15 protein-coding genes and 1 tRNA gene are annotated in these 19,275 nt (G+C 70.4%); 9 read left to right on the top strand and 7 right to left on the bottom strand.

Going from position 1 to position 19,275, the window contains the following annotated elements; genetic code table 11:
- Position 1: 1 nt before the first annotated feature.
- A complete protein-coding gene (locus F7Q99_RS12260; RefSeq protein ID WP_153461252.1) occupies positions 2-856 on the bottom strand; it encodes a Scr1 family TA system antitoxin-like transcriptional regulator in 855 nt (284 codons plus the stop codon).
- A gap of 389 nt (positions 857-1,245) precedes the next feature.
- On the opposite strand from F7Q99_RS12260, the gene F7Q99_RS12255 reads away from it, so the two are divergent.
- Complete coding sequence (locus F7Q99_RS12255; RefSeq protein ID WP_153461251.1) at positions 1,246-1,581, top strand: ATP-binding protein; 336 nt, start codon at positions 1,246-1,248, stop codon at positions 1,579-1,581.
- Between the two features lie 64 nt (positions 1,582-1,645).
- Here the strand turns inward: F7Q99_RS12255 and F7Q99_RS12250 are convergent, their stop codons facing one another.
- A complete protein-coding gene (locus tag F7Q99_RS12250; protein WP_153461250.1) occupies positions 1,646-2,248 on the bottom strand; it encodes a GNAT family N-acetyltransferase in 603 nt (200 codons plus the stop codon).
- A gap of 143 nt (positions 2,249-2,391) precedes the next feature.
- On the opposite strand from F7Q99_RS12250, the gene F7Q99_RS12245 reads away from it, so the two are divergent.
- Positions 2,392-3,615, top strand: a complete 1,224-nt coding sequence (locus F7Q99_RS12245; RefSeq protein WP_153460101.1) for an IS30 family transposase — start codon at positions 2,392-2,394, stop codon at positions 3,613-3,615.
- A 72-nt stretch (positions 3,616-3,687) separates the two neighbouring features.
- Here F7Q99_RS12245 and F7Q99_RS12240 read toward each other — a convergent pair whose 3' ends face one another.
- Entirely contained in the window at positions 3,688-4,971 is a 1,284-nt protein-coding gene (locus F7Q99_RS12240; RefSeq protein ID WP_326846579.1) for an adenylosuccinate synthase, read from the bottom strand.
- 126 nt (positions 4,972-5,097) lie between these two features.
- On the opposite strand from F7Q99_RS12240, the gene F7Q99_RS12235 reads away from it, so the two are divergent.
- From F7Q99_RS12235 to purM, 3 genes are all read left to right on the top strand, one after another.
- Positions 5,098-5,943 (top strand): diacylglycerol kinase, encoded by an 846-nt coding sequence (locus tag F7Q99_RS12235; RefSeq protein WP_153461249.1) that lies wholly within the window; start codon positions 5,098-5,100, stop codon positions 5,941-5,943.
- 327 nt (positions 5,944-6,270) lie between these two features.
- Positions 6,271-7,854: an amidophosphoribosyltransferase gene (gene purF / locus F7Q99_RS12230; protein ID WP_326846578.1), complete on the top strand. Its 1,584-nt coding sequence runs from the start codon at positions 6,271-6,273 to the stop codon at positions 7,852-7,854.
- A gap of 114 nt (positions 7,855-7,968) precedes the next feature.
- The gene (gene purM, locus F7Q99_RS12225; RefSeq protein WP_326846577.1) at positions 7,969-9,057 is read left to right on the top strand and encodes a phosphoribosylformylglycinamidine cyclo-ligase; all 1,089 of its coding nucleotides are present in this window, start codon (positions 7,969-7,971) and stop codon (positions 9,055-9,057) included.
- 154 nt (positions 9,058-9,211) lie between these two features.
- Here purM and F7Q99_RS12220 read toward each other — a convergent pair whose 3' ends face one another.
- Positions 9,212-9,469, bottom strand: a complete 258-nt coding sequence (locus F7Q99_RS12220; protein ID WP_153461248.1) for a DUF3073 domain-containing protein — start codon at positions 9,467-9,469, stop codon at positions 9,212-9,214.
- Positions 9,470-9,852: 383 nt separating this feature from the next.
- The gene (locus F7Q99_RS12215) at positions 9,853-11,010 is read right to left on the bottom strand and encodes a Glu/Leu/Phe/Val dehydrogenase dimerization domain-containing protein (protein WP_326846576.1); all 1,158 of its coding nucleotides are present in this window, start codon (positions 11,008-11,010) and stop codon (positions 9,853-9,855) included.
- A gap of 198 nt (positions 11,011-11,208) precedes the next feature.
- Here F7Q99_RS12215 and F7Q99_RS12210 point away from each other — a divergent pair, with 198 nt between their 5' ends.
- Together F7Q99_RS12210 and bldC are read left to right on the top strand one after the other, a co-directional pair.
- On the top strand, positions 11,209-12,144 hold the full coding sequence (locus F7Q99_RS12210; RefSeq protein ID WP_153461247.1) for a hypothetical protein: 936 nt from the start codon (positions 11,209-11,211) through the stop codon (positions 12,142-12,144).
- A gap of 497 nt (positions 12,145-12,641) precedes the next feature.
- A complete protein-coding gene (bldC, locus tag F7Q99_RS12205; RefSeq protein WP_014137253.1) occupies positions 12,642-12,848 on the top strand; it encodes a developmental transcriptional regulator BldC in 207 nt (68 codons plus the stop codon).
- 358 nt (positions 12,849-13,206) lie between these two features.
- Here the strand turns inward: bldC and F7Q99_RS12200 are convergent.
- Positions 13,207-13,280, bottom strand: a tRNA-Asp gene (locus F7Q99_RS12200).
- Between the two features lie 105 nt (positions 13,281-13,385).
- Positions 13,386-17,372 (bottom strand): ATP-dependent RNA helicase HrpA, encoded by a 3,987-nt coding sequence (gene hrpA, locus F7Q99_RS12195; protein ID WP_153461246.1) that lies wholly within the window; start codon positions 17,370-17,372, stop codon positions 13,386-13,388.
- A gap of 353 nt (positions 17,373-17,725) precedes the next feature.
- On the opposite strand from hrpA, the gene F7Q99_RS12190 reads away from it, so the two are divergent.
- Positions 17,726-17,998, top strand: a complete 273-nt coding sequence (locus F7Q99_RS12190) for a hypothetical protein (protein ID WP_153461245.1) — start codon at positions 17,726-17,728, stop codon at positions 17,996-17,998.
- A 32-nt stretch (positions 17,999-18,030) separates the two neighbouring features.
- Positions 18,031-19,233 (top strand): serine hydrolase domain-containing protein, encoded by a 1,203-nt coding sequence (locus tag F7Q99_RS12185; protein WP_326846574.1) that lies wholly within the window; start codon positions 18,031-18,033, stop codon positions 19,231-19,233.
- Positions 19,234-19,275 lie beyond the last annotated feature (42 nt).

Raw genomic sequence — 19,275 nt, 5'->3', positions numbered from 1 at the left:
TTCAGGACGTCTTCAGGAGATCATCCATGAAGGCGATCGAGTCGGCCGGGCTGAGCGCCGACCTCTCCATGGCGTTGAGAGTCTCGCGGTAGTTGTCGAGTTGGTCGGAGCCGTCGAGGAAGATGGGGCCGTGGACGGAGTCGACCTGCACGGTGTCCAGCCGTGGGACGGCGCCACCGACGTAGAGGACCGCGTTCCCGGCGCCGGAGAAGCCCGGGGCGTCGAACGTGATGACCCGCACGGTGATGTTGGGGCGGTCGGTCATCGCACGGATGTGTTCGAGCTGGGCGCGGGCCACGGCCTTTCCGCCGAAGTTCATGCGCAGGGCCGCCTCGTGGATGATCGCGTCGTACTCGACGGCATGAGGCCTGGTGAGAACCTTGACGCGCTCCACGCGGTGGGCGATCCGTGCCCAGAGATCGCGAGCGGGGAGCCGTGGATGGACCATCTCGAAGATCGCCCGGGCGGTGTCCTCGGTCTGGAGCAGGCCGGGCGCGTGGCAGATCTGCAGAGTCCTTATCCGGCCTTCGGCGCGATGTTCGAGTTCCGAGATGTCGAGGAGGCTTCCAGGCAGGACGCCCCGGTACTCCTCCCACCATCCCTTGCCGCGCTCTGCCGCGACCGAGGCGAGCGCTTCGACATAGGCCGAGTCGCCCTCCTGGTACTCGCGGGCCAGGGTCCGTACGCGGTCGGGCGAGATGGCGTAGAGGCCCTTCTCGATCTGGGTGATCTTCGTTCGATCCAGGCCGAGGATTGAGGCTGCGTCAGCGGTCGTCTTCCTGGCGGAGTCGCGCATCTTTCGCAGCTCCAGTCCAACACGCAACTGGCGGGCGGTTGGTGTGTTCCTCGGTGGCATGCCGGGAGTCTCCCGTGTCTCTCGGTGGCAGTCCACTCGGAGAGGCGGGCGACCAGGATTGGGGCACATGTTCCCCTAAAAAAGTGGGCACTAATGCTGCCGATTGGGTGGCATGACTGCCGGTGGATGCTCTACGGTGTGTAGCGAGCCGCTTACATGAAGTGTCGTCAGCGTCCCGAAGTGCACCCCGGGTGTGCGAGTGCAGGCTGCCGACGCCTGCGCTCCTCATCGTCGGCGGGGGTAGGCCACGGGTGGCGTCTTCATTCGCGAGCATCCTCATCTCTCTCATAGGGCTGGAGACAGTCGTGTGTCTTCCTCTGTTCACTTCCCCTCGTACGGAGCCGACTTCGGGGTTCAGGCTGAGCCTCTCGCCGCCGGCCCATCTCGGCATGGTCGGCCCGATCCGCCGACTCCTGCGGGACGCCCTCCGAATCATCGGGCTCGACCCCGACTCGGCGTGCCTGATCGTCTCCGAGCTGGTGACCAATGCACTGCTCCACGGGGAGGGGCAGCCGACGGTCGTGCTTGAACTCCGGGGCGGGAGGCTGCACATCACCGTCTCCGACTCGTCGGGGAACCCCCTCCGGAGACAGGCCCCGGACGACTCGCGAACGAGCGGCCGGGGCCTGGACATCGTCGACGCGCTCTCCGAGTCGTGGGGCGTTGAGGCGATCGGGAGTCACGGCAAGGCGGTGTGGGCGGTGACGAAGGTGGGGCACACGTGATCGGGCTGGTGTCGCTGCTCGTGGCACTTGTCTTCGTCGGGTGGGTGGCCTGGCGCGTCAACACTCAGCCGCGGGAAAGGCGCTCGACCAACCGCGACTTGGCCTCGGGCCACTCGTCGGCGAGCATCGAGAAGTAGGCGGTGTCCCGCCATACGCCGTTGGCGCGGAGCCGGTCCCGGCGGTGGATGCCCTCGAAGCTGGCGCCGAGGCGCAGGATCGCGTTGCGGGAGCGGTCGTTGAGTGCGTCCGCCTTCCAGAAGACCCGGCCCATGCCCAGGTCCTCGAAGGCGTATTGCATCATCAGCAGCTTCGACTCCGAGTTGACGGCCGTCCGCCACACCGACCGGGCGTACCAGGTGCCGCCGATCTCGACCAGCTCGTTCACCGCGCTGAAGTCGTAGAAGCCGGTGACGCCGACGGCCCTGCCGCCGGCCAGCTCGATGACGGCGAACTTCACCGCCGTTCCGGCCTCGACCTCGGCGATGCGGGTGTCGAGGATCGCGCCCAACTCCTCTTCGGTCGTCGGCGGGAGGAAGGGGACCCGGCGCCAGACCTCCGGGTCGGGGCCGACGGTGTCCCAGAGGTCGGGGAGGTGCCGGCGGTCCAGGGGCTCCAGGCGGACGTGGCGGCCGGTGAGGGTGACGGGCACGGGGAGCTTCGCGGTCATGATCCAGACGGTAGCGCCCAATTGCACTAGAGGCAATGGATATACGCACTAGTGCAAAATGGAGGGGTGGGGCAAAGCGAGGGGCCCTGCGGGACGTGCTTGGGTTCTAGGAGTCGTTGCAACACCCCAGTTCAGGGGATGCATTGGACTTCGAGATCCGCAAGGACCGGACGGCCCAGGGGCCTGTGAAGCTGCGCCGGGAACGGGAGGCATACTCCCGGCTCATGCAGCAGGGCTACACGAACACCGAGGCGTGCCGGATCGTCGGCATCGCCCGCCGGACCGGCCAGAAGTGGCGTCACGGCCGCGGAGCCGAGCAGCGGCAGAAGGCGGCACCACCGATTCGCATGGTGGTGCCGCCTTCCGGTGTCTCCCGGTATCTGAGCGAGGACGAGCGGATCCACATCGCCGACCGGCTGCGGGAGAAGGCCACCGTGCGGGCCATCGCCGCGGAGCTGGGCCGCAGTCCGTCCACCATCAGCCGGGAGATCCGCCGCAACCGCACCGAGGGCACTCGCGGGCAGTGGCACTACCGTCCGCACGCCGCCCAGGCCAGGGCGGACGCTCGCCGGCCCCGCCCCAAGGCCCGCAAGATCACCGAGAACCCCGAGCTGCACGCCGCCGTCCAGGCGATGCTGGACGAGCAGTGGAGCCCGGAGCAGATCTGCCACGCTCTACGTCGACAGTTCCCCGACCGGCCGGAGATGCACGTGGTCCACGAGACCGTCTACCAGGCGCTCTACGTCCAGGGCCGCGGCGAGCTGCGGCGCGAGCTCGCCGGTGCCCTGCGCTCAGGCCGGGCCCGCCGCAGGCCCCAGCGGCAGGCCAACTGCCGGCGTTCCCGCTTCACCGACCCGATGGTCATGATCAGCGAGCGCCCCGCCGAGGCCGAGGACCGGGCCGTCCCCGGCCACTGGGAGGGCGATCTGATCCTCGGCAAGGAGCACAAGTCCGCGATCGGCACCCTGGTCGAGCGTTCGACCCGCTACGTGATGCTGCTGCACCTGCCCGGCGACCACACCGCCGAGACCGTCCGCGACGCCCTGGTGGCCACCGCCCGGACACTCCCGGTCCAGCTGAAGCGGTCCCTGACCTGGGACCAGGGCAGCGAGATGGCCAGGCACGCGGAGTTCAGCCTGGCCACCGACATCCCGGTCTACTTCTGCGACCCGGCCAGTCCCTGGCAGCGCGGCTCCAACGAGAACACGAACGGCCTGCTGCGGCAGTACTTCCCCAAGGGCACCGACCTGTCGGTCCACACGCCCGAGCACCTGGCCGCCGTCGCCGACCAGCTCAACCGCCGCCCACGCAAAACGCTCGGCTGGGAAACCCCAGCCGAGCGTCTGGCTAAACTCCTCGCGGCCTAGACAACCGACCACGTGTTGCAACGACCACTAGAAACCGCCCGTGTCCCGCAGGGCCCCTCACGAACCTCAGGCTCAGATGAACGAGTTGATCTGGATCGTCTCGTCCCGGCCCGGACCGACGCCGATGGCGGAGATCGGCGCGCCCGACATCTCCTCCAGCGCCTTCACGTACGCCTGCGCGTTCTTCGGCAGCTCGGCGAAGGACTTCGCCTTGCTGATGTCCTCGTTCCAGCCCGGCAGCGTCTCGTAGATCGGCTTGGCGTGGTGGAAGTCCGACTGGTTGTAGGGGAGTTCCTCGACCCGCTGCCCGTCGATCTCGTACGCGACGCAGACCGGGATCTGCTCCCAGCCGGTCAGCACGTCGAGCTTGGTGAGGAAGAAGTCGGTGAGGCCGTTGACCCGGGTCGCGTAGCGCGCGATGACGGCGTCGAACCAGCCGCAGCGGCGGTCACGGCCGGTGGTGACACCGCGCTCGCCGCCGATGCGGCGCAGGGCCTCGCCGTCCTCGTCGTTCAGCTCGGTCGGGAACGGGCCGGAGCCGACGCGGGTGGTGTAGGCCTTGAGGATGCCGATGACCCGGTCGATCTTGGTGGGGCCGATGCCGGCGCCGGTGCAGGCGCCGCCCGCGGTCGGGTTCGACGAGGTCACGAAGGGGTACGTGCCGTGGTCGACGTCGAGCAGGGTGCCCTGACCGCCCTCCAGGAGGACGACCTTGCCGGCCTTGAGGGCCTCGTCCAGGACGAGGGTGGTGTCGGCGAGGAAGGGCTTGATCTTCTCCGCGTAGCCGAGGTACTCCTCGACGACCAGCTCGGCCGGGATGGCGCGGCGGTTGTAGAGCTTGACCAGGATCTGGTTCTTGTCGTGCAGCGCCGCCTCGATCTTCTGGCGCAGGATCGACTCGTCGAACAGGTCCTGGACCCGGATGCCGACGCGGTTGATCTTGTCCGCGTAGGTCGGGCCGATGCCGCGGCCGGTGGTGCCGATCCGGCGCTTGCCCAGGAAGCGCTCGGTGACCTTGTCCAGGGTGCGGTGGTACGGCGTGATCAGGTGGGCGTTGCCCGAGATCAGCAGCTTGGAGGTGTCGATGCCGCGCTCGTTCAGGCCGCCCAGCTCGGAGAGCAGCACGCCCGGGTCGATGACGACGCCGTTGCCGATCACCGGCGTCACGTTCGGGCTGAGGATGCCGGAAGGGAGCAGGTGCAGGGCATACTTCTGGTCGCCGATGACCACCGTGTGACCGGCGTTGTTGCCGCCCTGGTAGCGGACGACGTAGTCGACGGAGCCGCCGAGGAGGTCGGTCGCCTTCCCCTTGCCCTCGTCTCCCCACTGAGCGCCAACGAGCACGAGTGCCGGCACAGGCGTACACCCCTTCCGGTTGGGGCATCCTGCGAAGGCCGCAGTCTGCCCCGAGATAGACGAAGCCCCTGGCGCAGTAGCGCAAGGGGCTCTTGCACCGAGAGATTACCTGAGGAAGGACCGGTCGTGTCGTCCCTGTCCACACCCGCAACCGGGGGCCCCGAACCGCTTCTGCTGCTCCTAGACCCGGTGGCCCGGCAGGCCGACGGCGAGTCGGTGCGGATCGCGAAGGACGTGCTCTGCGGGGGTGCGGACGTCAAGGTGGCGTACCCGGAGAGTCCGTCCGAACTCGATCGGGTGCTTTCGCACCGGGGTCGACGGCGACCGGTGGTGATCGGTTCCGATCTCGCCCTGCAGCGAGTGCTGCAGGCCCTGCATCGGCAGCGTGAGCTGGGCGCGGATCCGGTGGGCATGGTTCCGGTTGGCCGGCCGGAGGAGCTGGTGGCGGCCCGCGCGCTCGGTGTGCCGGGGGCTCCGGTACCGGCGGCCCGGGCGGTGCTGTCGGGCGCGCCGCGGAAGCTGGATCTGCTGGTGGACGACGGCGGCGGAGTCGCGCTGGGCGGGGTGCGGATCTCCGGGAGCGGGGCACGGCGGCTGGTCGGCCGTCCGGGGGGCTGGCGTTCGCTATGGGCGAAACTGGCTGCGGCCGAGCAGGGGAACGCACCCGTCTCCGAGGCGGCCGAGCACAGCTCCCGGATCCGGGTCGAGGCCGACGGCCGGCTGCTCGCGGACGTCCACCGGCCGGTCCGGCTGGTGCAGGTCACGCTGCCGTCCGGGGAGTCGGACGGGACGGGCGTGATGGAGATCGTCGTTCATGCGCCCGACGCACTCGTGCGCACCCGGGCCGCGAGCGTCTCGGTGGTCGGGCGCGGCTTCGGCTACGAGGCGGACGGCCACCCGGTCGGCCCGGTCCGTGCCCGGACGTGGACGGTGCACCCGGGCGCCTGGGGCCTCCTGCTGCCGGCGGCGTGAACAGGCCTGCGTGAGCCGAGCAGTGAGCCGAGCCGTCAGGCCTACGTGAGCCGAGCGGCGAACCAAGCAGTGAGCCGAAGCGTGAAGCCCGCGTGAACCCCGGGTGAGCAGGCTCACGTTCGCCTCCGCCCCGACACCCGGCGCTCCGTACGCGGAATGCGCCAACAGGCGCGAACCGCAAGGCCAGTCGCCACCCGCCGGAATTGCGCAACCCTGAAATCCCCGCCCGGTAAGGGGTTTTGTCTACGCGCGTTACCGAACGATCGCCCGAGAATCCCGGCATCCCGGGTTCCGGAAGCCCGTTCCCGCTGCCCTAGACTCGAAGGCGTGCCACGTGGTGACGGAAGACTCAACCACGATCTTCTTCCCGGTGAGAAAGGCCCCCAGGACGCGTGTGGCGTCTTCGGTGTCTGGGCTCCCGGCGAGGAGGTCGCCAAGCTCACGTTCTTCGGCCTTTACGCCCTGCAGCACCGCGGTCAGGAATCCGCGGGCATCGCAGTGAGCAACGGCTCCCAGATTCTCGTCTTCAAGGACATGGGACTCGTCTCCCAGGTCTTCGACGAGGCCTCGCTGGGGTCGTTGCACGGGCATATCGCCGTCGGACACGCCCGCTACTCGACCACCGGTTCCTCGGTCTGGGAGAACGCCCAGCCGACCTTCCGGGCGACCGTCCACGGTTCGCTGGCCCTCGGGCACAACGGAAACCTGGTGAACACCGCCGAACTGGCGGCCATGGTCGCCGAACTGCCCGGCGAGGAGCACGTCTCCCGCTCGGGCCGCACCGCCGCGACCAACGACACCGACCTGGTGACCGCGCTGCTCGCCGGCCACCCGGACCTCTCCATCGAGGAGACGGCCAAGGTCGTGCTGCCCGAGGTCAAGGGTGCGTTCTCGCTCGTCTTCATGGACGAGCACACCCTCTACGCCGCCCGCGACCCGCAGGGCATCCGCCCGCTGGTGCTCGGCCGGCTGGAGCGCGGCTGGGTGGTCGCCTCCGAGACGGCGGCGCTGGACATCGTCGGCGCCTCGTTCATCCGCGAGGTCGAGCCAGGCGAGCTCATCGCCATCGACGAGAACGGCCTGCGCACCTCCCGCTTCGCCGAGGCGAAGCCCAAGGGCTGCGTGTTCGAGTACGTCTACCTGGCTCGCCCCGACACCAGCATCGCCGGCCGCAACGTCCACCTCTCCCGTGTGGAGATGGGCCGCAGGCTGGCGAAGGAGGCCCCGGTCGAGGCCGACCTGGTCATAGCGACGCCCGAGTCCGGCACCCCCGCCGCGATCGGCTACGCCGAGGCCAGCGGCATCCCGTACGGCTCCGGCCTGGTGAAGAACGCCTACGTGGGCCGCACCTTCATCCAGCCCAGCCAGACCATCCGCCAGCTCGGCATCCGGCTCAAGCTGAACCCGCTGCGCGAGGTCATCGCCGGCAAGCGCCTGGTCGTCGTCGACGACTCGATCGTCCGCGGCAACACCCAGCGCGCGCTGGTGAAGATGCTGCGCGAGGCCGGCGCCGCCGAGGTGCACATCCGGATCTCCTCGCCGCCGGTGAAGTGGCCGTGCTTCTTCGGCATCGACTTCGCCACCCGCGCGGAGCTGATCGCCAACGGCATGACCATCGAGGAGATCGGCCGCACCCTCGGTGCCGACTCGCTCTCCTACATCTCGATCGACGGCATGATCGAGGCCACCAAGCAGCCCAAGGACAGGCTCTGCCGGGCCTGCTTCGACGGCGAGTACCCGATGGAGCTGCCGGACCCGGCGCTGCTCGGCAAGCTCCTGCTGGAGGCCGAGATCAAGGGCGGCCAGCAGCCGCCCGCCGTCCGCGGCAAGCCGACCAGCGGCAGCGACCTGGACGGCGTCCAGTCGCTGCTCGGCGGGGCGGGCGCGGCCGACGCGCTGCGCCGCCCGTAACGAATCCACGGTGGGGTCCCGCAGGCGGGGCCCCACCGCCGTTCCGCCCCCGCTGTTCCCGAACAACCCCCGGACGTTCCCGAACAACCCCCAGACCCGAGAGGGCCGCACGCAGTGACCAGCTCCAACCAGAACGGCGCCACCTACGCCGCCGCCGGTGTCGACATCGAGGCGGGCGACCGCGCCGTCGAGCTCATGAAGCAGTGGGTGAAGAAGGCCGACCGCCCCGAGGTGGTCGGCGGCCTCGGCGGCTTCGCCGGGCTCTTCGACGCGTCCGCCTTCAAGAACTACGAGCGGCCGCTGCTGGCCACGGCCACCGACGGCGTCGGCACCAAGGTGGCCATCGCCGCCGCCATGGACAAGCACGACACCATCGGCCACGACCTGGTCGGCATGGTCGTGGACGACCTCGTGGTGTGCGGCGCCGAGCCGCTGTTCATGACCGACTACATCTGCGTCGGCAAGGTCGTGCCGGAGCGGGTCGCCGCGATCGTCAAGGGCATCGCCGAGGGCTGCGCGCTGGCCGGCTGCACCCTGATCGGTGGCGAGACCGCCGAGCACCCGGGCCTGCTGGGTCCGGACGAGTACGACGTCGCGGGCGCCGGAACCGGTGTCGTCGAGGCCGACGCGCTGCTCGGCGCGGACCGGGTCCGGGCCGGCGACGTGGTGATCGCGATGGCCGCCTCCGGCCTGCACTCCAACGGCTACTCGCTGGTCCGCCACGTGCTGCTGAACCAGGCCGGCTGGAAGCTCGACCGCAAGGTCGAGGAGTTCGGCCGCACCCTCGGCGAGGAGCTGCTGGAGCCGACCCGGATCTACTCGCTGGACTGCCTGGCGCTCACCCGCGCCACCGAGATCCACGCCTTCTCGCACGTCACCGGCGGCGGTCTGGCGGCCAACCTGGCCCGGGTCATCCCGGCCGGTCTGCACGCCCGCCTGGACCGCGGCACCTGGACCCCGCTGCCGGTGTTCCGCACCGTCGCCGAGGTCGGCAAGATGGCCACCCTGGAGATCGAGAAGACGCTCAACATGGGCGTCGGCATGGTCGCGGTCGTCCCGCCGCACTCGGTGGACGTGGTGCTGTCGCTCCTGGAGGACCGCGGCGTCGAGGCCTGGCTGCTGGGCGACATCGTCGAGCGCACCGACGAGCACGAGGGCGGCGCTGCCCTCTACAACGCCTACGAGGGCTTCACGGCCGGCTGAGCCGCGGAGCAACCGCGAGAGGGCCCCTCCGGTACGCCGGAGGGGCCCTCTCGCGTCATCAGCGGGCTCTCAGCAGGAAGGACGACCGTACGCGGGAACGCCGAAGACCGGCCCGGCGCTCTGGGCGCCCGGACCGGTCCGGCGGAACTGCGGGTTACGAGCGGCGGGAGGCCTGCGACGGCCCGGTGCCCGGCTCGTTGTCGTCCTCGTCGTCGAGGTCGGCGTAGCGGGCGGCGTACTCCGCGTACGGGTCGTCGTCCTCCTCCTCTTCGATCGGCTCCGGCTCGATCGAAGCGGTGGACGGCGATACGCCCAGCTCGTTGGACAGACGGTTAGCGTCAAACCCGCCGCTGTTGTACTTCAGCTCGCGGGCGACCTTCGTCTGCTTGGCCTTGGCCCGGCCGCGCCCCATGGGTCGACCCCCTCAACGATGGGGCTCACGGCCCCGAGTCTGACACGTGTTCATGATCAGGACCGGCCTGCCCGAATGGGAGGACCGTCCCTTGGAGCATTAACGGTACCTGTTTCCGCCGCTGGACGGTACGTCGTCGGTGTGACGTGGCGCGCACCGACCGCACCCGAGACCGGGTCTTCCCAGGTCACAGGAGGTTTTGCGGCGGTTTGCACGCCCTCAGGAGGTGTCTCGGTTCCGTTGTTCCGGGATCGATTATCCCCCCAAGGGGGACTCTCGATCACCCGATCGGGCGCAGAAGTGAGAATCCGGTTCCACATCGTGATGCGCGGGGGACGGGTGGGCCCTCGCCCCCCGCGCATGCGGGGTCCGGAGCGGGCGGATCAGCCCCGGCGGGCGCCCGGCAGCAGGACGGTGCGCAGCGCACTGATCTCGCGCATCCGCTTCTCGGCGAGGCGGTCGGCGGCGACCGCCGGCGGGACGCCGTCGGCGGCGGCCCGGGTGAAGATCTCCAGGGTGGTGTCGAAGATCTTGGTGGCCTTGTTCTTGGCCCGCTCGAAGTTGAAGCCCTCGATCTCGTCGGCGACCTGGATGACGCCGCCGGAGTTCACCAGGTAGTCGGGGGCGTAGAGGATGCCGCGGTCGGCGAGGTCCTTCTCGACGCCCGGGTGGGCCAGCTGGTTGTTGGCCGCGCCGCAGACGATCGAGGTGCCGAACTCGCCCAGCGCGGCCACCGAGGCGTCGGTCAGCGCGCCGCCGAGCGCGCAGGGGGCGTAGACGTCCAGCTTGGCCTGGAGCAGGGCGGCGGTGTCGGCGACGACCTCGACGTCGGGGTGGGCCGCACGGACGCGGTTGACGGCGGCCTCGGAGACGTCGGTGATGACGACGGTGGCGCCGTCCGCGACGAGGTGGCCGACCAGGTAGTGGCCGACCTTGCCGACGCCGGCGACGCCGACCCGCTTGCCGCGCAGGGTCGGCTGGCCCCAGCGGGCCTGGGCGGTGGCCCGCATGCCCTGGAAGACGCCGAAGGCGGTCAGGATGGACGAGTCGCCGGCGCCGCCGTGCTCGGGCGAGCGGCCGGTCACGAACTCGGTCTCGCGCGCGATGACGTCCATGTCCTGCACGTAGGTGCCCACGTCGCAGGCGGTGATGTAGCGGCCGCGCAGGGACTCGACGAAGCGGCCGTAGGCCCGGAGCATCGCCTCGTTCTTGTCCTTGTTCGGGTCGCCGATGATGACGGCCTTGCCGCCGCCGAGGTCGAGCCCGGCCAGCGCGTTCTTGTAGGACATCCCGCGGGACAGGTTGAGCGCGTCCTCCAGGGCCGCCTCCTCGGAGGCGTACGGGAAGAAGCGGGTGCCGCCGAGGGCGGGGCCCAGCGCGGTGGAGTGGATGGCGATGATCGCCTTGAGCCCGGAGCTGCGGTCGTGGCAGAGGACGACCTGCTCGTGGCCGTCGCTCGGGGCGCCGTCCTGCTCGGTACGGAAGATCCTGCTGAGCACGCCGGGTGCGGGGTGCGTGGCGGATGTCTGTACGTCGGTCACTGTGGTGACTCCAGTATCGAAGGCCCGCTGCTGTGGTGCGGGCGCCTAAGGCGAAGAGTAGTCGCGTGCGCGCCGCTGATCCGCCCTCTTGTCCGACCTTGTGCCGGTTGTCCGCAGGGTGAGACGAGAGGGGGTGGGGAGTACGGGCGCGAACGGTTCGGGGCCGCGCCCTCCCGGCTCCGGGCGGCACGTGCGACCATGCAGGACGTGACCGTCGTACGCACTTCGGTACAGCCGCCCTACACCGCCCACCTGCGGGTCTACGAGCCCCTGGCCGCCTACTCGGAGCCCGAGCGGGCGCGCTGGCAGGCGTACGCGGCGGAGCACGGGCCGGACGCGGCGGAGGCCGCCCAGCCGGTCGCCGCGGCGGTGCTGGCGGAGCAGCGGGAGGCGTTGGCGGAGCTGGTCGCCCGCACTCCCCGGGCGCTGCCCGAGCGGGAGAGCGAGCGGGCCTACGTGCGGGTGCTGGACGGCGTCCTGTACGTCTGCCCGTGGGCGACCAGGCTGCGCAGCTGGCAGGCGCTGGAGGAACTGCGGGCGGGGGCGCCGGTGGCGCTGCTGGACACCGCGGTGCCGCCGGTGGCCCGGGCCGCCGCGGAGGCCGACCGGGAGCGCTGGCGGGCCGAGCACCCGGACGCGCGGCCGTGGATCCTGACCAGCCGGTGGGAGGTGCCGGTGCGGTGGTTCCTGCCGTTCGGGGAGGAGGACCGCTGCTTCGTGCCGGCGGGAGAGGGGAAGGACCTCGCCGCGGGGGCGCAGGAGGAAGGGGAAGGGGAAGGGGAGGCGCGGGCGGCGGCACTGTTCTATCTGACGCCGATGGCACAGGCGCGCCGCCGGGTGGCCCGGGCCTACCGGGCGCTGCGCGAGGCGGTTCCGGAGGGGGAGCTGGTGCGGGGGGCGGAGCAGGTCGGGCGGTGGCTGGAGGAGTTCCATCCGCGCTCGCTGGTGGAGCTGGACTACGGGGGGCTGGTGCATCTGCTGGGGCCGGAGCGGTTGCTGGCGGACCGTTCGGCGGGGGAGCTGGAGGAGGGCCTGCGGGCGCTGCGGGCGGGGGACACCGTGGAGGCGCTGCGGGTGTACGGGGAGCTGACGGTGCGCTGGCGGCGGGTGCTGGCCCTGCGGTACGCGAACTGACGTCCGACGGCGCGTGTATGACTGTAGGAGTCCTGGGTCGGTCCTGCGGTCCGGGCCCGCATGACCGAGGTCCCGGTTCGGGTCAATAGCCGCCGAACGTGACACTACTCACCGTTGACGCGAACTTACCCCTATGTGCAAAAATGGGACAACCAGCCCAACTTCACGTGAGCGTGCCCACTTTTGGGTGGTTCTGGAGTCGATGCGTGCTTTGCGGGGAAACGGAGGGTCTGGTCCCCTCGTAACCGGATGTCACGGCAGCGTGACTGTCCGTTATGGGGTGGTCCATCGCCATCCGTCGGCCTTGAACCCGTGAGGGGTCAATTTTGGCGGTTTGGTCGATAGGGCTGGACGGATGGTGTAGTTGTAGACACCAGGACAAGCCGTTCGTCCTATAACCGACTCGACCCGTCTATGCCATTTCGGGCATCGCGGGCCAAGGTGCAGAATTTGAAGGATAGAACCGCCCTGGTTCGGTTCTCCCGAGGAGGCCGCTCATGACCGCTCGTACCCCTGACGCCGAGCCGCTGCTGACGCCGGCAGAGGTCGCCACCATGTTCCGCGTGGACCCGAAGACGGTCACCCGCTGGGCCAAGGCCGGCAAGCTGACGTCGATTCGCACGCTCGGCGGTCACCGCCGTTACCGCGAGGCGGAGGTGCGTGCACTGCTGGCCGGGATTCCCGCCCAGCGTACCGAGGCCTGATAGGCCAAAGGCTCTTTAAAGGGGCCGCTTACCGGACTCCGCCGGGTCCGGTAAGTGGCCCCTTTGTCGTGCCCGGGTGCGGCCGGTCCCGATCGGCCGACCGGTCGGAATGTTGAACTCCGGATAACGATTTGATGTTTGTGTGGTGGGGGGGATTTACAGTGAATAGCTGTACAATTTTATATATTAAATTAGTGGGCTCTTCATGGAGGTCCGGCGCGCCCGTTCCTTGGGGAATGGTGAGTGACGACTGTCACACGTTCTGTCACTTGTGGTCCGTACCTGGCCCGGGTAGAAGCCGGGCGGTCAAAAGCGAGAGGCCCGGAACCTGAACGGTTCCGGGCCTCTCGCACTGCGGCGATCCCGACGGGACTTGAACCCGCGACCTCCACCTTGACAGGGTGGCGAGCTAACCAACTGCTCCACGGGACCAGAGATTTCTGATCTCGTTCACTCGCTTGCCGCGCTGCGAACAAGACAGATCGTAGCCCATGGTGGGCCCCCAGGTCGAACTGGCTCCTGAGGGCCCGTCCCAGCTCAGAGCGCGGCCCGGGCCGCCTCCATCGCCTTCATGATCCGCTTCTCCGAGACCGGGGCCGGCGTGCCCAGCGACTGGGCGAAGAAGCTGACCCGCAGCTCCTCGATCGTCCAGCGGATCGCCCGCACCTCCGGGGACGGCTGCCGCCCGGCCGGGACGGCCGCCAGCAGCTCCCCGTAGGCCTGCTGCACCTGCTGGACCTTCAGCAGCAGCTGGGCGTCCCGCTGCGGGTGGTTGGGCAGCGCCTCCAGCCGGCGGTCCACCGCCAGGAGGTAGCGCTTGAGGTCCGGCAGGCGCTGCCAGCCGGTGTCCGTCACGAAGCCCGGGTGCACCAGCGAGGCCAGGTGCAGCCGCACGTCGTTCACCGCGTTCAGCAGCACCGGGCTGCTCACCGTCTTCAGCCGCGTCGAGGCCTTGTGGAAGGCGATCAGCGCGGTGGCCGTCTTCAGCGTGGTGTCCGCGGACAGGTCGTACAGGTCCGCCCGCACCCTGTCGTGCAGCTTGCCGAAGGCCGCCTCGTCCCAGGCCGGGCCGCCGCCCAGGGCCATCAGCCGGTCCGTCGCACAGGCCACCACGTCCTCGAACAGTGCGGTGATCGAGCCGTGCGGGTTGTGCGAGAGCGCCAGCTTCGCCTGGTTGCCCAGGCGGCCCTGGATCGACTTGGCCGGGGAGTTGGTGGTCAGCATCAGCAGCCGGCGGGTGCCCTCCCACATCGCCCGCTCCTGTGCCTCCGGGGTGTCGAACAGCTTGATGCCGACCGTCGCCCCCTCGTCCACCAGGGCCGGGTGGGCGCGCAGCGAGTGGCCGCGTGAACGCTGCTCGAAGGTGCGCTGGAGCACCGGCAGCGCGACCGGCCAGGCGGTCAGCCCGCTCTGCTCGATGCCCTTGCCGGAGGCCGCCGAGGAGAGCGTCTCCTTCAGCTTCGGCTTGAGCCGCAGCCGCAGCTCCTCCAGGTCCTTGGACTCGGCGAGCTTGCGGCGGCCGTCCACGACCCGGAACGTGACCTTGAGGTGGTCGGGGACCCGGTCGTCGTCCCAGGCCTCCGGCGGGACGGTGACGGCCGTCAGGCGCTTGAGCGCGTGCTCCAGGGACGGCAGCAACGGCTCTTGGCGGTCCCTCACCTCACGCAGCGCGGCCTTGGCGAAGTCCGGTGCCGGGACGAAGTTGCGCCGGACCGCCTTCGGCAGCGACTTGATCCAGGCGGTGACCAGCTCCTCCCGCAGGCCCGGGATCTGCCAGTCGAAGCCCTCCGCGGTGACCTGGTTGAGCACCGGCAGCGGGATGTGGACGGTCACGCCGTCCGCGTCGCTGCCCGGCTCGAACTGGTAGGTCAGCTTGAACCGCAGCTTGCCCTGCTGCCAGTGGTCCGGGTAGTCGGCCTCCGTGACGCCGTCGGCGGCGTCGTTGATCAGCATCGACTTCTCGAAGTTGAGCAGGTCCGGCTGCTCGTGCCGGGCCTTCTTCCACCACGCGTCGAAGTGCCGGGTGGAGACGACGTCGTCGGGCAGCCGGGCGTCGTAGAAGTCGAACAGGGTCTGGTCGTCGACCAGGATGTCCCGGCGACGGGCCCGGTTCTCCAGCTCCTCGACCTCGCCGAGCAGCTTCCGGTTCTCCGCGAAGAACTTGTGGTGGGTCTCCCAGTCGCCCTCCACCAGCGCGTTGCGGATGAAGAGTTCGCGGCACAGCTCCGGGTCGATCTTCCCGTAGTTGACCTTGCGCTGGGCGACGATCGGCATCCCGTAGAGGGTCACCTTCTCGTAGGCCAGGACGGCGCCGGCCTTCTTCTCCCAGTGCGGCTCGCTGTAGCTGCGCTTGATCAGGTGGCCGGCCAGCGGCTCCACCCACTCCGGCTCGATCTTCGCGTTGATCCGGGCCCAGAGCCGGGACGTCTCGACCAGCTCGGCCGACATCACCCAGCGCGGCGGCTTCTTGAACAGGCCCGAGCCCGGGAAGACCGCGAAGCGGGCGCCGCGCGCGCCGCCGTACTCGCGCTTCTCCACGTCGAACAGGCCGATGTGGGAGAGGAGCCCGGCCAGCAGCGACTGGTGGATCCGGTCGGCGTCCGGCTCGGCATCGGGATGCGGCTCCTCGATCGTCACGCCCAACTGCTTGGCGACGGTGCGCAGCTGGGTGTAGACGTCCTGCCACTCCCGTATGCGCAGGTAGTTGAGGAACTCCGCCTTGCACATCCGGCGGAACGCCGAGGAGGACAGCTCGCGCTGCTGCTCCCGGACGTAGCGCCACATCGCCAGGTAGGAGAGGAAGTCGGAGGTCTCCGAGTTGAACCGGCGATGCCGCTCGTCGGCGGCCTGGCGCTTCTCGGTGGGGCGCTCGCGCGGGTCCTGGATGGAGAGCGCGGCGGCGATCACCATGACGTCGCGGACGCAGCCGTTGCGGTCCGCCTCCAGCACCATCCGGGCCATCCGCGGGTCCACCGGGAGCTGGGCCAGCTTGCGGCCGAGCGCGGTGAGGCGCTTGCGCGGGTCCTTCTCGTCCGGGTCCAGGGCGCCGAGTTCGTGCAGCAGGTGCACGCCGTCCTTGATGTTGCGGGAGTCCGGCGGGTCCAGGAACGGGAAGGCGGTGATGTCGCCGAGACCGGCGGCGGTCATCTGCAGGATCACCGACGCCAGGTTGGTGCGCAGGATCTCGGCGTCGGTGAACTCGGGGCGGGAGAGGAAGTCGTCCTCCGAGTACAGCCGGATGCAGATGCCGTCCGAGGTGCGGCCGCAGCGGCCCTTGCGCTGGTTGGCGCTGGCCTGGCTGACCGCCTCGATCGGCAGCCGCTGCACCTTGGTGCGGTGGCTGTAGCGGGAGATGCGGGCGGTGCCCGGGTCGATCACGTACTTGATGCCCGGGACGGTGAGCGAGGTCTCGGCCACGTTGGTGGCGAGGACGATCCGGCGGCTGCCGGAGCGCTGGAAGACCCTGTGCTGCTCGGCCGAGCTCAGCCGGGCGTACAGCGGCAGGACCTCGGTGGACTTCAGCTTCAGGCGGTTGAGCGCGTCGGCGGTGTCGCGGATCTCGCGCTCGCCGGAGAGGAAGACCAGGATGTCGCCCGGGCCCTCGGCCTGGAGCTCCTCGGCGGCGTCGCAGATCGCCTGGATCTGGTCCCGGTCGCGGTCGGCGGCGTCGTCCTCGGCGTCGCCGTCAGCGTCCTCGACGATCGGCCGGTAGCGGACCTCCACCGGGTACGTCCGGCCGGACACCTCGATGATCGGGGCGTCGTCGAAGTGCCGGGCGAAGCGCTCCGGGTCGATGGTCGCGGAGGTGATCACGACCTTGAGGTCCGGGCGGCGCGGGAGCAGCTGCTTGACGTAGCCGAGGATGAAGTCGATGTTGAGGCTGCGCTCGTGCGCCTCGTCGATGATCAGGGTGTCGTACTGGCGCAGGTCGCGGTCGGTCTGGATCTCCGCGAGCAGGATGCCGTCGGTCATCAGCTTGACAAGGGTGCCCTGGCCGACCTGGTCGGTGAACCGGACCTTCCAGCCGACCGCCTCGCCGAGCGGGGTGTCCAGCTCCTCCGCGACGCGCTCGGCCACCGTACGGGCCGCGATGCGGCGGGGCTGGGTGTGGCCCACCAGGCCGCGCACGCCCCGGCCGAGCTCCAGGCAGATCTTCGGGATCTGGGTCGTCTTGCCGGAGCCGGTCTCGCCCGCGACGATCACCACCTGGTGGTCCCGGATCGCCGCCAGGATGTCGTCCTTCTTCTGGCTGACCGGCAGCTCGGCGGGATACGTGATCGTCGGGACGCCGGCGCGGCGCTGCTCGACCAGCAGCTCGGCGCGGTCGATGTCCGCGGCGATCTCGGCGGCGATCTTCTGCCGGGCCTCGGGCGCCCGGACCCGTCGGGCCCCCTCCAGCCGGCGCCCGATCCGCACCTGGTCGCGCAGGGTCAGCTCGGGCAGGCGGGCGGCCAGCTCGCCGATACCGGGACCCGCGGCGGGCGCGGTGGCGGACTGGACTGCGGGAGAACTCACTGCGGGCATCCCTCTAGGTTCGCAAGGAGGCACGTCGGCGCGCACCTCGGTTTTCGAGCCCCTCCAGTGTCACAGCCGCTGGCGGCGAATCGCGAACGGCGGGTGGACGGGTCGGTGGACGGGCCCGGGCAACGGTTTGCGGCGGTTCGGGGCTCTGGGGGGTTGAGGAGGTGCTCAGGGAGCCCAGAAAGGGTACCCGCCGGGGCTCGACTCGGTGGAGGTCAGCATGACGGTCGCCGGGAAGGCAACGTCGGCGGCTCCGGGCGCCAGGTGCCGATGCCCGGAACCCGGCTCAAGCCCACCGGCGCCGAGCACGAGGGCCTGTCCGGCGGCCTGGAGGGTCTCAAGGGCGGGGGCCGGGCGTGCCCCGGGTGCGGACGGCGCCGGTCAAGCCGGACGTCGCCAAGGCCGTCGCCGCCTGGGACGACGGCAGCAGCACCGAGGCGCTGCCGGTCGCCGTGGCGGACTCGCCGATGCGCTGGATCGCCATCCCGCAGAAGGCCGGCGTCGGGGCGAAGTCGGTGAAGCTGTACGCGGTCGACGGCACGGTGCTGCTGACGGACACGCAGTGGTTCCACCGACCGGCCCGGATTGTCGGCGCCGTGGTGCAGAGTGAGGCACGACAGCAACCATGACGGGCCGTCAGCGGCCTGAGAGGCGGTGGCCGGTGAGCGGCGCGACGGGGTTGTCGAAGGAACGGCTGGACCGGATGCACACCGTACTGGCCGGACACGCCGAGCGGGGCGGGGTGCCCGGCCTGGTGGCGGCCGTCGACCGGGACGGCGACGAGCACGTCGAGGTGCTGGGCGGCCTCGCGGCCGCCGGTGGTGAGCCGATGCGGCGGGACACGCTCTTCCGCATCGCGTCCATGAGCAAGCCGGTCACCGCCGTGGCCGCACTGACCCTCGTCGAGGAGTGCGTCCTGCGGCTCGACGACCCGGTCGACGACCTGCTGCCCGAGCTGGCCGGCCGGCGGGTGCTGCGCCGGCCGGACGGCGAACTCGACGACACCGAGCCCGCCGCCCGGCCGATCACCCTGCGTGACCTGCTCACCTTCCGGCTCGGGTACGGCCTCGTGATGCTCCCGCCGTCCGCCCCGATCGCCCGGGCGATGGCCGACCGCGGCATCGACGTCCGACCGCCCCGGGCCGACCACCCCGCACCGGACGAGTACCTGCGCCGGCTCGGCGAGCTGCCGCTGCTGCACCAACCAGGGGCGGGCTGGCTCTACCACACGGGCTCGGCCGTCCTCGGCGTCCTGCTCGCCCGCGCCTGCGGCAAGCCGCTCGGCGAGGTGCTGCGCGAGCGCGTCCTCGAACCCCTCGGCATGCGGGACACCGGCTTCACCGTCCCCGCCGACGGGTTGCACCGGCTCCCCGTCGAGTATCTGCGCGACCCGGGCAGCGGGCGGCTCGTCCCGTACGACGACCCGGCCGACAGCGCCTGGGCCCGGCCAGCCGCCTTCGACGACGGCGGCGCCGACCTGGTGTCGACGGTGGACGACTACCTCGCCTTCGCCCGGATGCTGCTCGGCGGCGGCAGCCACGGCGGCGTCCGGATCCTCTCCCGGCCCGCCGTCGAGCTGATGACCACCAACCAGCTCACCCCTGCCCAACTGGCCGGCTCCGCCCCGCTGCTGGGCCGTGAGGATCTCACCGGCTGGGGTTTCGGCGTCTCCGTCACCACCACCCGCACCGGCCTCGCCGCCCCCGGCCGCTACGGCTGGGACGGCGGCCTCGGCACCACCTGGTTCAACGACCCGGCCGAACGGCTGACCGGCGTCCTGCTCACCCAGCGGATGTTCGAGAGCCCCGCCCCGCCGCCGGTGGCACGGGACTTCGAGGTGCTGGCGTACCAGGCGGTGGCGTGACGCCCCTCGCGGGACGGCCTCTCGCGGGCTGAGCTCTCGCGG

Source organism: Streptomyces kaniharaensis (genome assembly GCF_009569385.1).
GTDB lineage: Bacteria > Actinomycetota > Actinomycetes > Streptomycetales > Streptomycetaceae > Kitasatospora > Kitasatospora kaniharaensis.
Note: the sequence above shows the minus strand (reverse complement) of the source record. Positions and strands in the feature narration are given on the sequence as shown.

What these genes read in the sequence shown, in the direction of transcription:
- F7Q99_RS12260 (WP_153461252.1), bottom strand. Translation starts at nt 856, where the DNA reads ATGCCACCGAGGAACACACCAACCGCCCGCCAGTTGCGTGTTGGACTG.
- F7Q99_RS12255 (WP_153461251.1), top strand. Translation starts at nt 1,246, where the DNA reads ATGGTCGGCCCGATCCGCCGACTCCTGCGGGACGCCCTCCGAATCATC.
- F7Q99_RS12250 (WP_153461250.1), bottom strand. Translation starts at nt 2,248, where the DNA reads ATGACCGCGAAGCTCCCCGTGCCCGTCACCCTCACCGGCCGCCACGTC.
- F7Q99_RS12220 (WP_153461248.1), bottom strand. Translation starts at nt 9,469, where the DNA reads ATGGGGCGCGGCCGGGCCAAGGCCAAGCAGACGAAGGTCGCCCGCGAG.
- F7Q99_RS12210 (WP_153461247.1), top strand. Translation starts at nt 11,209, where the DNA reads ATGCAGGACGTGACCGTCGTACGCACTTCGGTACAGCCGCCCTACACC.
- bldC (WP_014137253.1), top strand. Translation starts at nt 12,642, where the DNA reads ATGACCGCTCGTACCCCTGACGCCGAGCCGCTGCTGACGCCGGCAGAG.
- hrpA (WP_153461246.1), bottom strand. Translation starts at nt 17,372, where the DNA reads ATGCCCGCAGTGAGTTCTCCCGCAGTCCAGTCCGCCACCGCGCCCGCC.